General features: G+C 58.6%; 15 protein-coding genes. 4 read left to right on the forward strand and 11 right to left on the reverse strand.

The genetic code is table 11. The annotated features are described in order from the left end of the window. Window positions 1-18 precede the first annotated feature (18 nt). Window positions 19-897: an AEC family transporter gene (locus ACC569_RS04185; protein ID WP_372522236.1), complete on the forward strand. Its 879-nt coding sequence runs from the start codon at window positions 19-21 to the stop codon at window positions 895-897. Between the two features lie 243 nt (window positions 898-1,140). Here the strand turns inward: ACC569_RS04185 and ACC569_RS04190 are convergent, their stop codons facing one another. The 4 genes from ACC569_RS04190 to ACC569_RS04205 form a co-directional block, all read right to left on the reverse strand. Next, window positions 1,141-2,916, reverse strand: a complete 1,776-nt coding sequence (locus ACC569_RS04190) for a hydrogenase maturation protein (protein ID WP_372522237.1) — start codon at window positions 2,914-2,916, stop codon at window positions 1,141-1,143. 3 nt (window positions 2,917-2,919) lie between these two features. Then, window positions 2,920-4,101, reverse strand: coding sequence for a hydrogenase formation protein HypD (gene hypD / locus ACC569_RS04195; RefSeq protein WP_372522238.1), 1,182 nt, complete (start codon window positions 4,099-4,101; stop codon window positions 2,920-2,922). Further along, window positions 4,085-4,333: a HypC/HybG/HupF family hydrogenase formation chaperone gene (locus ACC569_RS04200; RefSeq protein ID WP_372522239.1), complete on the reverse strand. Its 249-nt coding sequence runs from the start codon at window positions 4,331-4,333 to the stop codon at window positions 4,085-4,087. Before ACC569_RS04200 ends, hypD begins: the two co-directional genes overlap by 17 nt. Before the next feature lie 218 nt (window positions 4,334-4,551). Next, complete coding sequence (locus ACC569_RS04205; protein WP_372522240.1) at window positions 4,552-5,232, reverse strand: phosphatase PAP2 family protein; 681 nt, start codon at window positions 5,230-5,232, stop codon at window positions 4,552-4,554. A gap of 112 nt (window positions 5,233-5,344) precedes the next feature. Here ACC569_RS04205 and mrcB point away from each other — a divergent pair, with 112 nt between their 5' ends. The 3 genes from mrcB to ACC569_RS04220 all read left to right on the forward strand — a co-directional run bounded on the left by mrcB (window position 5,345) and on the right by ACC569_RS04220 (window position 8,714). Then, window positions 5,345-7,648, forward strand: a complete 2,304-nt coding sequence (gene mrcB / locus ACC569_RS04210) for a penicillin-binding protein 1B (RefSeq protein ID WP_372522241.1) — start codon at window positions 5,345-5,347, stop codon at window positions 7,646-7,648. After that, on the forward strand, window positions 7,648-8,073 hold the full coding sequence (locus tag ACC569_RS04215; RefSeq protein ID WP_372522242.1) for a type IV pilus biogenesis/stability protein PilW: 426 nt from the start codon (window positions 7,648-7,650) through the stop codon (window positions 8,071-8,073). Before mrcB ends, ACC569_RS04215 begins: the two co-directional genes overlap by 1 nt. A 404-nt stretch (window positions 8,074-8,477) precedes the next feature. Beyond that, window positions 8,478-8,714, forward strand: a complete 237-nt coding sequence (locus ACC569_RS04220; RefSeq protein ID WP_372522243.1) for a hypothetical protein — start codon at window positions 8,478-8,480, stop codon at window positions 8,712-8,714. A 12-nt stretch (window positions 8,715-8,726) separates the two neighbouring features. On the opposite strand, the gene ACC569_RS04225 is transcribed toward ACC569_RS04220, so the two are convergent. The 7 genes from ACC569_RS04225 to ACC569_RS04255 form a co-directional block, all read right to left on the reverse strand. Further along, window positions 8,727-9,389 carry a putative 2OG-Fe(II) oxygenase gene (locus tag ACC569_RS04225; protein ID WP_372522244.1) on the reverse strand — a complete coding sequence of 221 codons (663 nt, stop codon included), beginning with the start codon at window positions 9,387-9,389 and terminating at the stop codon, window positions 8,727-8,729. A gap of 200 nt (window positions 9,390-9,589) precedes the next feature. Continuing rightward, complete coding sequence (acpS, locus tag ACC569_RS04230) at window positions 9,590-9,970, reverse strand: holo-ACP synthase (RefSeq protein ID WP_372522245.1); 381 nt, start codon at window positions 9,968-9,970, stop codon at window positions 9,590-9,592. 100 nt (window positions 9,971-10,070) lie between these two features. After that, the gene (pdxJ, locus tag ACC569_RS04235) at window positions 10,071-10,796 is read right to left on the reverse strand and encodes a pyridoxine 5'-phosphate synthase (RefSeq protein WP_372522246.1); all 726 of its coding nucleotides are present in this window, start codon (window positions 10,794-10,796) and stop codon (window positions 10,071-10,073) included. After that, window positions 10,777-11,547: a DNA repair protein RecO gene (gene recO, locus ACC569_RS04240; RefSeq protein WP_372522247.1), complete on the reverse strand. Its 771-nt coding sequence runs from the start codon at window positions 11,545-11,547 to the stop codon at window positions 10,777-10,779. Before recO ends, pdxJ begins: the two co-directional genes overlap by 20 nt. 3 nt (window positions 11,548-11,550) lie before the next feature. After that, on the reverse strand, window positions 11,551-12,453 hold the full coding sequence (gene era / locus ACC569_RS04245) for a GTPase Era (RefSeq protein WP_372522248.1): 903 nt from the start codon (window positions 12,451-12,453) through the stop codon (window positions 11,551-11,553). After that, window positions 12,453-13,130, reverse strand: a complete 678-nt coding sequence (gene rnc, locus ACC569_RS04250) for a ribonuclease III (protein WP_372522266.1) — start codon at window positions 13,128-13,130, stop codon at window positions 12,453-12,455. Before rnc ends, era begins: the two co-directional genes overlap by 1 nt. Continuing rightward, the gene (locus ACC569_RS04255; RefSeq protein WP_372522249.1) at window positions 13,123-13,506 is read right to left on the reverse strand and encodes a DUF4845 domain-containing protein; all 384 of its coding nucleotides are present in this window, start codon (window positions 13,504-13,506) and stop codon (window positions 13,123-13,125) included. The genes rnc and ACC569_RS04255 overlap by 8 nt, the downstream gene beginning before the upstream one ends. Window positions 13,507-13,532 lie beyond the last annotated feature (26 nt).

Consider the following 13,532-nt stretch of genomic DNA (forward strand, 5'->3'; position numbering starts at 1 on the left):
CCTTACACCGGTCAGACCATGTTCATCGTCCGTCTTTTCAGCATCGTCTTCCCGATCTTTGCGATCGTCGCCGTCGGCTATCTATACAGCCGCTGGCGTCAACCGGACATGACGTCGGCGAACCAGGTCAACATGACGATCCTGCTGCCGGCGCTGATATTTCATGTCCTGTCCGGCAAGGATTTTCAGCTTGCCGAGTACGGGTGGCTCGCCCTGGGCGCCGCCGCCATCGTGCTGGGCTCGGGCCTGCTGGCCTTGCCGGTGGCCAAGGCATCCGGATTGTCGTTCAAAACATTCGTGCCGCCGATGATGTTCACCAACTCCGGTAACATCGGCCTGCCGCTCGCGGTATTTGCCTTCGGCGAACAGGCACTGCCGGCGGCCGTGGTGTTGTTTCTGGTCGAGAACGGCCTGCATTTTACCCTGGGCACCTATCTCATGGATCACCGCGCGCCACTGCACAAGGTGTTGGTGCAGCCCATGGTCGCTGCCACGCTGGTCGGGATGGCCTTCAGTCTTTTCCGCTGGGGAGTGCCGACACCGCTGCGGGAAACCGTCAACCTGCTCGGCCAGGCTTCCATCCCCCTGTTGCTGTTCTCGCTGGGCACGCGTCTGACCAGCGTTGATTTCCGGGAGTGGCGGATCGGACTACTCGGCGCCGTCACTTGTCCGGTGACCGGCGTATTGATGCTACTGATCGTGCAACCCTTTCTGCGCTTGACGCCATTGCAGTCGAGTCTGCTGCTGGTGTTCAGCGCGCTGCCACCGGCGGTGTTGAATTATCTGGTGGCTGAGCAATACCGGCAGGAGCCGGGGAAAGTCGCCTCGATCGTCATGCTCGGGAACCTGGCGGGATTGGTCAGTCTGCCGCTAGCGCTGGCTTTCGCGCTGCACTGATCGCCTAGGGAAGCTCTGATCAATTCCGTTCGCCCTGAGCCTGGTTCGACTGGCTCACCACAGGCTTCGACTCGTTCGTGCTGAACTTGTCGAAGTACGAACGGGCTCAAGACAGGTTTGGCGAAGGGCGGGTTGATACAGCTCACTGATTCCGTGGCGTCGTCCGTTCATGGTTCGACAAGCTCATCACTAGCGGACGACTTATTCAGAGCTTCCCTAGTTTGTAGTGTGAAACATAATGCCCTACATGCCTGGAACGGATTCCGAAATGACAGCATCCGACCGGCTTGACGCGTCGGCGTCAGAAGGCCTGGCATTTTTGATCCGTTGCCGATGCCGGGCCAAGTGCAAGGGTGTCCAGGAATGCGGAACCCTGAACACGAAGTTATAGCGCGCGACGTGATAGCTGGGATCGAAACCGTAAAAATTGAGCTTCAGGCGTTCCAGTTCTTCGGCGCGATACGTTTCGAGGGATTTCACCGATTCATCCTGTACGCGCCGACGGCGTTTTGCTTCAAGCCGTGTTTCATAAGCAGAATCACGGGCAAGAGATTCGGCGACTGATTTAGTCATCGCCACGAATTCATTCACGCTCCCACCGAAACAGTCGTCAATGAGACCGACGCGCTTGGCCGCGCCGGCTCCCAGCGGCAGACGATTCCCCATGACCTCGCGCCCCCGCTCCCCCATCCGTTTGGGCAGCAGGTAGCTCCAATACTCGGAGCCGTAGAGGTTGCCCATGTTCTTGTAGTGCGGATTCAGAACCACGCCATTACGCGCATACAGGCGATCGGCGGAGAGCGCAAGAAATACGCCGCCGGCGGCGGTATTGCCCTGCAAAGCGGCAATGGTGAGATGCGAGTCCGTCGTGATAATGGCTTGCGCCAGATCGTCCATCGCATTGATGTTGCGCCAGGACTCGTCCGCCGGACTGTCAGCGGCTTCGATGCAGTTGAGATGAATCCCGTTCGACCAGAAGTCCGGTCCGCCCATCAGCACAATCACCCGTGTTGGCCTCCGGCAGGCCTGGAGATATGCCTCGCGCAGGCGTTGGCATTGTTCGGTGCTCATGGCGCCATTGTAAAAATCGAAATGCAGGTACCCCACCCCGGCCTTTTCCTCATACCAGATATCCTTGTACGTAAGGCGTGCCGGCGGGACGTCGAGCGCCAGCGTCGCTTCCGGGATCACGCCAAGCCGGTCATGCAGAACCAGGGTTGCCGGCAATTTGAACGTCTTCTCGCCGGAAACGATTTTTTTTACGTGGCCTATCCATACCGCACCGTCGCGGGTGGCGCGGCAAACGGCGCCGTGTCGGCGCGCAATGATCTCACCCGGCGCGCCGCGCAGGGTATCCTCCTCGCCGGCATTGTAGAGCCGGCAGGCCACGCCGAGCAGCGCGTCGTCGATGCCGGGAGAACCATCGGCGGAGTGGATTTTTCGCAAGACGGTTTGAGTATCATCAGCCAGCCAATCAATGCGTCGATCGGATTGCTTCACCAGCGGCCGCCATTTACCGAGCGCATCGGAACCGCTTTCATTCGGGTGTTCCGGGATAAATTTACCCGTGGCAAACCGGTCGATCGCCTGCAAAACCGCCGCGACCGCCGCCTCGGTCACCTCGTTGCGATACAGGCTGCTCTTGCGCGCAGCGCGCATCGGAAAGTTCACCGACGCCCACACCGGGCCGGCATCCATCTCGGCATCGGCCTGCAACACGGTCACGCCCCACTCCCGCTCGCCGTTCAGGATCGCCCAGTCGAGCGCCGACGGACCGCGGTCGCCCTCGACGCCCGGATGCACCACCAGACACAGGTGTTGCCGCCAGATCGCTTCCGGTATGGCGCGGCGCAAGTACGGCGCGACGATCAAATCAGGCTGGAAAAGCCGCACGGCCTCGATCGTGACGGCATCATTGATGTCGAACTCAATCGAAACATCATGGCCTTGTTGCGTCAGCTCGGCATGGAGCCGCTGCGTGAGACTGTTGAAGCTGTGGGTGAGAAATAGGATTCGCATGTCTCATTCACCCACGGCGACGTCCGATTCGGGAGTTTTCTCAGCCACCCGTGAATTGGTTACGGTTGCGTCATGGCGCCGGTATTTGTAATAAGCCGCGCAGGCGCCCTCCGATGACACCATGCACGATCCAATTGGATTTTGCGGCGTGCAAACCGTCCCGAAAATCCTGCAATCGGTGGGTTTCTTCACGCCGCGCAGGATGGCGCCGCATTCGCATGCCTTGTTCTCGTGCGCCGTCTTTTGCGCCAGGGAGAAGCGCAGTTCGGCATCGAATAACGCATACCGTTTTTTAATGCGCAAGCCGCTGTAGGGGACAACGCCCAGTCCGCGCCATTCAAATGAACGCCGCAGTTCGAAGACCTCCGCGACCATGGCCTGCGCCTTGAGATTGCCATGCCAGGTGACGCCGCGGGAAAACTGATTTTCCACCTCAGCCCGTCCTTCGTTCAGTTGGCGCACCAGCATCCCAATAGCCTGCAGCACGTCGAGCGGTTCGAAACCGGCGATCACTACCGGACGCTGGTATTCCTCGGCAAAAAAATCGTAGGGACGGCTGCCGATAATCGTGCTCACGTGCGACGGGCCGATGAAACCGTCCACGCGCACGCTGCCGAGCTTGCGTACATCCGGAGAATCCAGAATGTTCTGGATGGCCGAGGGCGTGAGCACGTGATTGCAGAACACGCTGAAGTTCTTGAGACCCAGCTTGTCCGCCTGTTGAATCGCCACCGCCGTCGGCGGCGTGGTGGTTTCAAACCCGATGGCGAAGAAAACGACTTCCTTGTCGGGATTGTCCTGCGCGATGCGGATGGTCTCGGAACAGGAATACACCATGCGCACGTCCCGTCCTTGCGCGCGGGATTTCAGCAAACTGCGCTTGCGTGAACCCGGGACGCGCAGCATGTCGCCATAACTGCACAGAATCACATTCGGGTTCTCGGCGAGCTCAATCGCCATGTCGAGGCGTCCGATCGGCAGTACACACACCGGGCAGCCGGGCCCGTGCACCAGATGCACGTTGGGGGGAAGCAGGTCCTGGATGCCATAACGAAAAATCGCGTGCGTGTGGCCGCCGCAAAATTCCATCAGGCTGTAATCGCGCGCGGGAACGGCTTCGACCGTCAGTGCGGCGGCCAGCGCGGTGGCGATCCGCTTGTCGCGGAATTCACTGATGTACTTCATGTGGGTTTTCTTCGAGCTGGCGGGCGATCTCGTCGAACAGCGCGAGCGACTTTGCCGCCTCCTCGGCGTTCAGTCGGGCGATAGCAAAGCCAACGTGGACGATCACGTAATCGCCGACGGTCACGTCCTCAACCAGCATAAGTGAAACTTGGTTGCGGACTCCGCCAACCTCCACCAGCGCCTGATCGTTTTCCAGCTTTTGTACAACTTTTGCCGGTATCGCTAAACACATAATTCACTTTCTCCCCTGGGTTAGAGGCCCGGTGTCGAGAGTCAGGTAATGCTATGCCACTTCCGGTGACTTCCACAAAAAACGTTTCGGTGCCACGTGCTCGGGCGCCTCTCCCAGGAGTTCAGGAAACCACAAAGCACAGCGGCCTTACTTTGATGGAAATCAAATATCGTCGGTGGCAACCGGCGTTATTCGTGTTTTTCAGATCACTCAGCTAGTTAGACTGTTTTTGCGCCGGTTTCCCGCGCAAATTTGATGGTAATGAAAGCCAACACTGACCCGAGCACTGCGCCGGCCAGAACATCGCTGAGAAAATGATGATCAGTAATTATGAGGGCGAGTGCCAGCAGCCACAGCAAGCCGAGGTAAATGGGGCGATAGCGAGGGTAATAATATGACAAGGTTGTCATCAGCGCGGTGAAGACGGTCATGTGCCCGGAGGGGAAGCAACCATATCCTTCGTCGTCGCGGAACCAGTAAAAACGCGGCGGCTCGTGAGCCAACAACCAGGCATAAGGATCGGGTCTGCCGAATACATACTGTAAGCCAGTCTTGGCAACAAAGGCCATCGGCACTACCGTACCGCAGACCCGCAAGAAATCCGTAAGATGATTGCAGATGCCACGGCGTACCAGGATAAAATATCCAACCCAGCTTGATACCGTGATCGCAATGACGATATGCAGCAACAGATCGGGAATATCAGCGGCAGTCTGCAATAGTCGATCGCTGCTATTGAGAATTCGGAAGACGAACTGGGCGATTCCTGTATCGAAATAGAAATAGCTGATAGCGGTCAACGACACGGTCACCAGCAGGACAATGGTCCTGCTTTTCAAAGAAAATATAGCTGTCAAAAGATTTCCGCCTTTTTTGATTTCCGCGATTCCGGTCAGCAAGACGCAAATTGTAAGGCTTCGTTCCGATAGATACCGTTCCTCATTTTCTCCGGTATAATCTAACCTCGTTGCCGCTGAGTTTACTCGCCAGATGCGTTTCCCAGGTATCCTGATGGACAGTCCCTTATTCGAAAAATTACGCCATTTTGTCACGCGCAAGCGTTTGCGTCTTGCATTGTTGTCCCTGGTGCTGCTGCTGTCGAGTTTTGTGCTTTACCTCGACATCACGTTACGTATCCAGTTCGAGGGCAAACGTTGGGCGCTGCCGGCGCGGGTCTATGCGCGACCGCTTGAGCTTTATCCGGGACTGAAACTGCGCCCGGAACAATTGGGTACTGAACTGGCCATGTTGGGCTATCGCGAGGAGGGTGAAAAGCTCGACCCCGGCGACTTCCGGCGTCAACGCGATGTATTCACTATCGCCACGCGGCCGTTTGTATTCTGGGATGGCGCACAGACTGCCCTGCAACTGCGCGCTGATTTCGATGGCGGTCATTTACGGAGCCTCACCGATCTCAAGACGGACAAACCGGTCACACTGGCGCGCCTCGACCCCCTGCTGATCGGCGGCATCTATCCGGCGCACAACGAGGATCGCGTGCTGGTGAAACTGAACGAGGTGCCGCCGATTCTGATCAAGGGACTGATTGCGGTCGAAGACCGGCAATTCTACACCCATCATGGCGTCGATCCCCGCGGTGTGGCACGTGCCCTGGTCACGACACTGCGTGGCGCCGGGCTGCAGGGCGGCAGCACCTTGACCCAGCAACTGGTGAAGAATTTTTTCCTGACGCCCGAGCGCACCCTGCGCCGCAAGTTCACGGAAATAATCATGGCCGAGTTGCTGGAAATGCACTACTCCAAGGAGGAAATACTCGAAGCCTATGTGAACGAGATTTACCTGGGCCAGGACGGTAACCGCGCGATCCACGGATTCGGTCTTGCCAGTCATTTTTATTTTAACCGCGCGCTGTCACAACTCGATCTTCCGCAGGCGGCGCTGCTGGTGGGACTGGTCAAGGGACCGTCATTTTATGATCCGCGTCGGCATCCAGCACGTGCGCTCGCACGGCGCAATCTGGTGCTTCAGGAAATGCGTCAACAGCAAGTCCTTACCCAGCAACAATACGTGACCGCCAGGATCTCGCCCCTGGGAGTGGCCGAACAGGCCCCCGGTGGAACGTCTCTTTACCCTTCCTTTGTCGAGCTGGTTCACCGCCAGTTGCGGCGCGACTACCGCGAGGAGGATCTACGCTCGGAAGGACTGCAGATATTTTCCTCGCTCGACCCATTGGCTCAATTTTCCGCCGAACGTGCCCTCACCACCCGTCTGACGCAACTGGAAAAGGCCCGGCGCATTCCACCGAAAGCGCTTGAGGGCGCGGTCGTGGTCAGCAACACGCAAAATGGCGAGATCCAGGCATTGGTCGGGGGGCGAAATACGCGCTACGAGGGATTCAACCGCGCGCTCGATACCGAGCGCCCGATCGGCTCGCTCATCAAACCGGTTATTTACCTCACTGCCCTCGAGCGCCCGGATACCTATACGCTGGCAACCCTGCTCGATGACAGTCCTCTCGTCTGGCGCGAACGCGGCACCACCGACTGGGAGCCACGCAATTACGACAAGGTATCTCATGGCCAGGTGCCGCTGCGTCTTGCGCTGGCCAACTCCTATAATATCTCCTCCGTGCGCCTGGGGTTAGCGCTGGGTGTACGCCAGGTGATGGACAGCGTTCACCGCCTCGGCGTTGAGCGTGATTTGAATGTCTACGCCTCGAGCCTGTTGGGCGCCGACGGGTTGAGCCCATTGGAAGTCATGCAAATGTATCAAACCATCGCGAGTGGTGGATTCCGCGTGCCGTTGCGCGCCATACGCGAGGTGCTGACGGCGGACGGCCAGCCGCTGCAACGCTATTCGCTTTCTATAGAACAAGCGATCGAGCCGGGACCGGCTTATCTGATTACCAGCGCACTTCAAGGCGTGGTGCGTGAAGGCACCGCCGACGGTCTGAACAAGTATTTGTCGCCGGATTTGCACATCGCAGGCAAGACCGGCACCACAAACGATCTGCGCGACAGCTGGTTCGCGGGTTACACCGGCGATCGTCTGGCCGTGGTGTGGGTCGGGCGCGACGATAATCAGCCGATCAACATGACCGGCGCGGGCGGCGCTATGACCGTGTGGGGTGATATGATGGCAAGTCTCGATCCCGAACCGCTCGTACCGCCTACACCGGAAAACATCGAACAGGTGTGGGTTGATTCCGCTACCGGTCATCGCGCCGATGAAAATTGCCAGGCCGTGGTGTCACTGCCATTCATACACGGTTCGGCTCCGGTGGAAACCGCTCCCTGCGCTACGCACGCGCAAGGTCCATCCATCAAAAACTGGTTCAAAAGGTTATTTGAATAATGAGATTTTATTTAACAGGATTATTTCTTCTGGGCGCGGCATGGATCTCGGGCTGCACCGGCATAGCGACCCAGGAGCCGGAATCGCTGCCGGTATCGGATAACAATGCGGTGACCGTGCTGGCCGAAGCGGCCCGGGCGGATGCCGCCAATGGAAAACTCGATGCCGCCGTGGGATCGTTCGAGCGCGCGCTGCGGATCGAACCGCGCAACCCGGCGTTGTGGCATGAGCTGGCAAAACTGCGGCTGCAGCAAGGACAGTATCAGCAGGCGGAAGGACTGGCGGCAAGATCCAACGGCTGGGCGGGCGGCAACAAGGCGCTACGCGCCGGGAACTGGCGCATCATCGGGCAGGCGCGCCTGAAGCGCGGTGACTATCCGGGCGCCCAATCCGCTTTTGACAAGGCGGCGGAACAGGCGAACTGAGCATGACCGGACATTCAGTATTTTTTAATCCTGCGTCCCGTTGATTCTCCCGAATAACGTTCCGGATCGTATCGATTTTCGTGTCGTATCCATTCTTGTGGGCTGTGCCGCACCGCAAGCGGTGAAATATATCAAGTAACCGACAATGGCCGATAACGAAGTAACACGGCCATCTTCGACCAGGCGCTTTGACATGCCACGGGACACTCCTCAGCACGCCTCCAGATCAAGGAGACTATACTTGGTCAGTGACCGGAGCGAAGCGTTGTCCGGCACGGCGAGGCATGAACCGTTTGTCAGTGGATAAACGCCGTTGGTGCGGAAAGGCCGCCTAGGCTGTTGAATTTGGGGGTGGTCTGAGGGATTCTGACGCTGGTTGATAAATAACTACACGGAGGTAAGGCATGAGCATCGATACGCTTCTTGTCATTCTGCTGGTGTGGACCGTAGCTGGATTGTTCGCCGCCATGGCATTCGGCAGGGCTAGCCGGGGAACCGACTCCGCGCGGGATGACGAGATCCTCGCTTCTTCTACCGGTTCCATCAAATATATCCGCCGTAACAAGCACAGATCGCCTGCGACACGCGCCAATAATGCGGAGCGCGCACATGCAAGCGTTTCGAAACGGGCAACGGTTTGAATTCTTGCTGACTTAGATGCCCTGTTCGGGGCTCACCGGCAGCGCGTTCTTGTTGATATTCCACGATAGCGTGATGTACGGACGTTTCCCGGTGTAGGGATTGACGGCGTGCACCAGCTGGCTCGGAAAAATGATCATGGTGCCGGCCGTCATGCCGGGCAGGAAAGGCGCGGTCATGCAGCCTTCCTGTTCCTGGCAACAGTTGTGCAGACGCGGATCCACAAAACAGAAACGGCCGCTGTGCACGTCTTCCGGATCCTCATCGCCGGGATCGAGACAATACACCACGCTTGCCGTCGAACGCAGCTGGCTGTGCGGCATGCAGTAATCTCCTGAGCGATAGACATTGGCCCAACTGAGATCCACCACCGCCTGATCGCACTCCAGCACGCGTTTGAACAGCGACATAGCGCGCGCGTTGATCAGTTCGGCCTCCGAGCTGACCCACTGCCCCAGGTTGTGTATCTTCGTTCCTCCCGCGCCACGAAAATAACGTTTACGCAGCCGATGGTTCTCCTCGAGCTCAAGGATTTTGGCGACAAGGCGCGGATGATATTCCTGCGTATCGGTAAAGGTGGTCATGCGGATGGTGGGATCGCCGCAGATTTCCGCTTCCTGTCCTTTTGGCCAGACCTCGATCGACTTAAAGCCAAGCTGAATGATCTCGTCTCCCATACCGTCTCTCTCATGCAGCCACGTGGGTGCTGCGGGTATTTTGTCATGGAATACGCGGCAAGGAAAATCGATTACCCGGGGCGGGTCACGTCCAGGCACAGCACAGGCTCGTCGCCAACGCGCTTCCGCGGCGCGCGTAGGCGGTAGGCCGACGTGACGGCAACGACCGCCAGCCGATATTCCGCAGAATGACGTCTGTCTTATGCCGTTTCGAGCGTGACGAACGCCACGGCATGGTCCTGTTCATCCGCGAGGCTGATGTGAGCAACCGCAACGCTTCTTTCTTGCATGAACTCGCGCGCCCGTCCGTGGAACACCAACATGGGTTTACCCTGCTCGTCATGGGTTACTTCAATGTCGTGCATTATCACACCGTTGCTGAACCCGGTTCCCATGGCCTTGACCGCGGCCTCCTTGGCGGCGAAACGCCGCGCAAGAAAGTTTGCCTTATTGGCGTTCTGATTAAATTCCAACAACTCACTTGCCGTGAGGATTCGCTCGGCAAATCGATCTCCGAAGCGACTGAGATCATCCCGGATGCGCCCCACGCGCACGATGTCTGTACCGATACCGTAGATCATGGCGACGCCTCCGTAAGTCCTGAGAAAACCTCCACACCATGCCGTCGGCGTCCTGCGGCCTTCGCCGGTCGCATCCCCAAAGGGGCCCCTGCTCCGCGGCTCATGCCGCTACTTCGTTCATCAGCCGCTTCATTTCACGCACGGCTTCCTGCATCCCCGTGAACAGGGCGCGTGCGATGATGGCATGTCCGATATTGAGATCCAAAATTCCGGGAATGGCGGCAATCGCCTGGACGTTGTGATAGTTGAGGCCGTGGCCGGCGTTCACCAGCAGTTTGAGTTCCAGCCCTTGTTGCACCGCCTGCTCGATGCGCACCAGCTCCTGCCGGCGGGCCTCGTCGGTTGCGGCATCCGCATACCGGCCCGTATGAATTTCTATTGCCGGTGCGCCGGTTTTGGCCGCGGCCTCGATCTGATTCGGGTCGGCGTCGACGAACAGGGATACCCGCACGCCGGCATCCGCCAACCGGACACAGCTTGCGGTGATTTTTTTGAACCCGCCGACCACATCCAGGCCGCCTTCGGTGGTCAGCTCCTGACGCCGCTCGGGGACAAGGCAGCAGTCTTGCGGACGTATGCGGCAGGCAAACGCCACGATATCGTCCGTCACCGCCATTTCGAGATTCATGCGTGTTTGAAGGAGATGGCGCAGCATCTCGACGTCCCGGTCCTGAATGTGTCGACGATCCTCACGCAGATGCAGCGTGATGGAATCGGCACCGGCCTGCTCGGCTTCCCGGGCCGCCTGGATGGGATCGGGATAGCGCGCGCCACGCGTCTGACGCAGGGTGGCCACGTGGTCGATATTAACGCCCAGCTTTAGCAATGCTCGTCTCCACAATGGTTTCCACGGCAGGTGCCACGACAACACGACGGAACAGCTTGCGGCTGTGCAGCGGCTGGTCGCCCAGGTGCCGCGCCAACGCCGCACGCATCAGCGCCTTGGCATCGCGCAAGGCGACGGGGTCGCATAGCGATTCCTGCGTCAGGGCCAGCAGACTCGCTCCGCGTATCCGAATTCCTTCTGTCGGGCGGTTCAACTCGGGGTGTATCAGGCGTCTGGGGCCGCTATCGACGGTGTAATCATAGACGGCCTGCGCCTCAATGGGAGTGTTGTCGGCAACATCGCGATCCAGCACCAGACCGTATCCCAGCTCGCGCAACAGATGCTTTTCGAAAATGCGCAATACTGCCTCGTTGGTAGCGTCCCGGTGCAGGCGTTGCAACGCATCCTGGTATGCCGCGTACAGCGCATCATGGGGATCATGACGGTGCAGCAAGCGCAATAACACCTCGTTCATGTAGAAGCCGCAATACAAGGCCTGCGCGATGAGCGCGGAATCGGGGCCATCCTGCTCGGCGCCGGTGAGTACCGCGAGCTCGCCCTTTCCGCTCCAGCCGATCAGCAAGCGCTGGAAGGGCTTGAGGATGCCGCGCATGCGGCTGCTCGCGCGCCGTGCGCCCTTGGCGATCAACCCGATGCGCCCGTGATGCGCCGTGAAAACTTCAAGCAATAAACTTGTCTCGCTGTAGTCGCGGTGATGCAGTACATAGGCTGGCTGCTGATGAATGCGCATCGATCAGTTCTCGTCAGTGTAACCCAGACTGCGCAGCAGTCTCTCGTTGTCGGACCAGCCCTCACGAACTTTCACCCACAGATTAAGATGAACCTTCCTGGCGAACATTTTTTGCATCGCCAGACGCGCGCGAGTTCCTACGGTCTTGAGGCGTTGGCCGTCTTTTCCGATCAGGATCGGTTTCTGTCCTTCCCTCTCCACCCAGATCGTTGCCTCGACATGCAGCGTGCCCTTGGCGCGCTTGAACTGTTCGATGCTGACAGCCGTGGCATAAGGCACTTCCTGCTGGAAGCCGCGAAATATCTGTTCACGGACGAGCTCCGCCGCAAGAAAGCGTTCGCCGCGGTCCGTGACCTGATCCGCCGGGTACAACGGCGGCTGTTCCGGAAGATATTTGAGAATGGTTTTTTCAAGATCGTCCACATTGGTGCCCGTGCGCGCGGAAACCGGAACGATATCGGCAAACGCCATCTTGCGACCCGATTGTTCCATTAGCGGCAGCAAACGGCCACGATCCTTGAGTTGGTCTAGCTTGTTGATCGCGAGGATCACCGGAATATGCTGTTTGGCTAGCAGCTGCAAGGGGTGCTCGTCTTCTTTCGTCCATCCGCTCGCCGCGATCAGCAGGACGATGCAATCCACGCCTTGCAGGCTTGCCCCGGCCACACGGTTCAGGTGACGGTTCATCATACCTTTATTATCCTTGTGCAGACCGGGCGTATCCACATAGATTGCCTGGACGTGCGAGGTGGTCTTGATGCCCAGCAGGCGGTGGCGGGTGGTCTGGGCGCGCGCCGAGGTAATACTGATCTTCTGGCCGACCAGACGGTTCAAGAGTGTGGATTTTCCGACGTTGGGGCGCCCGGCGAGGGTCACGAGTCCGCAACGCGTAATGGGGTCGGACATCAGCGGTGGGAAAGCAGGTCGAGTACCCGTGCGGCGGCTTCCTGCTCGGCGTGGCGCCGGCTGGTGCCCCGGCCTTGCACAGGAGCATCAAGCCCGGTCACCTGGCACTCCACCACGAAGTTCTGGTTGTGCGCTTCGCCGGTGATCTCCCGGACGACGTAGGTAGGCGTGGGCAGAGACTGCTTTTGCAGATGTTCCTGCAATTGGGTTTTGGGGTCCTTGGGAACCGAATGCGGATTGAGGCGCGCCAGCCGCTCATGGTAGAGATGCAGTATCACGCGCGCCACTTCGTCCGCCGAACTGTCCTTGCAGATGGCGCCAAGCACTGCCTCGAGCGAATCCGCCAGGATCGAGTCGCGGTCGTAGCCGCCGCTTTTGAGCTCTCCTTCTCCCAAGCGCAGATAATTTCCGATCCCGATGTCGCGCGCAAGTGCCGCCAAAGTGTTTTTGTTGACAAGGCTGGCGCGCAGCCGCGTCAGCTCGCCTTCAGACAGGGCCGGGTAGCGGTTGTAGAGTTCGGAAGAAATGGTGAACCCGAGGACGCTGTCACCCAGAAATTCGAGGCGCTCATAATTTTCTGCGCCTTTGCTGCGATGCGTTAAAGCCTGCTCGAGCAGTTCGGGTCGCCGGAAGGTGTAGGTCAGCCGGCGACCAAACTCATCGAGCGTCTTATTCAGGGCCACGGACCTCGATAGCGTGATCGAAACTGAGCAGCGCGGAAACATTGAACGCCATCGGCACGACTGACTCGTAATTGATCCGGATGGTCTTCATCTTTCCGCGCGACTCGACGGTCAATATTTTATTTAGATCGAAGAGATCATCGGCGCTGTCAATCTCAAGACGCTTACGGATGGCCTCCTTCGTCTCGGGAAGCGTCATCACACCGGCATCGGGTTGTCGCCCCAGGCTGTCGAGCGCGCTTTTTATCTTGAAGTCGTCCATGTAGGGTGGAAGCAGCTTGAAGAACAAAAAAAGGAAAAAAGCCAGCGTACCCACTACAAACAGCATTCCCCACATGGTCATGCCTGCCTGGCGTTTAGGGTTTTGCATCATGGTCTCCTTCACCGGTTGAATAT

Origin of the sequence: Sulfuricaulis sp. (assembly GCF_041499725.1) — a bacterium.
GTDB lineage: Bacteria > Pseudomonadota > Gammaproteobacteria > Acidiferrobacterales > Sulfurifustaceae > Sulfuricaulis.